Annotated in this window: 1 protein-coding gene; it reads left to right on the top strand. The window is 40.0% G+C overall.

Annotated features, from left to right (window positions below; all coding sequences use genetic code 11):
* Nucleotides 1–278: 278 nt before the first annotated feature.
* Complete coding sequence (locus FJR37_RS25635) at nucleotides 279–1088, top strand: DUF874 family protein (protein WP_168467475.1); 810 nt, start codon at nucleotides 279–281, stop codon at nucleotides 1086–1088.
* Nucleotides 1089–1215 lie beyond the last annotated feature (127 nt).

Raw genomic sequence — 1215 nt, 5'->3', positions numbered from 1 at the left:
TTCAGAACACTGAAAATTAATCTTGAGTCTACTTCAGTAGACTTGAGCTATTAGACAGGGAATTAATTCCCTGGCTGGGGAGATTATGAGATAATCAGAAAGATGTGAATAAAACCCAAACCAAAACTATCATAGCAAAAATCCAACAGGCGATCGCTCTTTTTAATAATTGGTTAGAATCTCAAGCACAAGACACATAAATTCACAATTATTCACCCATCTAAATGCCATCAATAAACAATATAATAAATTAACACTGTTAGCGATCGCACCTGACTATGACAGTTATACAACTCCGTCCCCCCAATACCCTACCTCGAATCACCTGGGAAAAACTACCAGCAGATTTTCCCCTACCAGACGAACCCGTGGAAAATAACCTTCAACCCCTTCTCGCTGCCGCCCTCAGAGAATCTCTAGAACTGGCAGGATTAATTCTAGAATCAATGCTGATTGCCTCCAATTTTGGTTTATGTGCCACAGTGGATGACAAAACCATCGTCAAAGCACCTGATTGGGTTTACGTTCCTTCTGTCCATCCTCTACCGCCAGGAGAAATCCGTCGTAGTTACACTCCCCATAGCGAAGGAGAAAACCCAACCATTGTCATGGAATTTATGTCCGCAACCGAAGGAACGGAATATTCCATTAATTCTCATTATCCCTATGGAAAGTGGCACTTTTACGAACAAATTTTAAAAATTCCCACTTATGTGATTTTCCATCCCCAAACCGGAATTTTAGAAGTCCATAATTTGGTTAATGGTAAATACCAGCAACAATCTCCAGATGAAAATCAGCGCTTTTGGATACGAGATTTAGACCTATTCTTGGGTGTATGGATAGGAAAAAAAGCCGAATTTGAGGGTTATTGGTTACGATGGTGGGATAAATCTGGAAATTTATTACTCTGGGGAGGTGAATTAGTTAATCAAGAACGTCAAAAAACAGAACAAGAACGTCAAAGAGCAGAACAAGAACGTCAAAGAGCAGAACAAGAACGTCAAAGAGCAGAACAGGCAGAACAAAAAGCTGCTAAACTAGCTGAAAGACTGCAAGCAATGGGTATTAGTTCAGAAGATATTTAGGCGTTGTTTTTAGTTTTGATAAACTATCAGTCTTGAATAAGATTTTGCCCTTTCAAACTGGTAGTTAGCGATCGCTCCTTAGTGTCAAATTTATTTTGACGGTAGTGCGGGCATCTTGCCCGCGTGA

It is taken from the genome of Aphanizomenon sp. UHCC 0183 (assembly GCF_009712065.1).
Classification (GTDB): Bacteria; Cyanobacteriota; Cyanobacteriia; order Cyanobacteriales; family Nostocaceae; genus Dolichospermum; species Dolichospermum heterosporum.
This window is presented reverse-complemented; position numbering and strand designations above follow the sequence as displayed.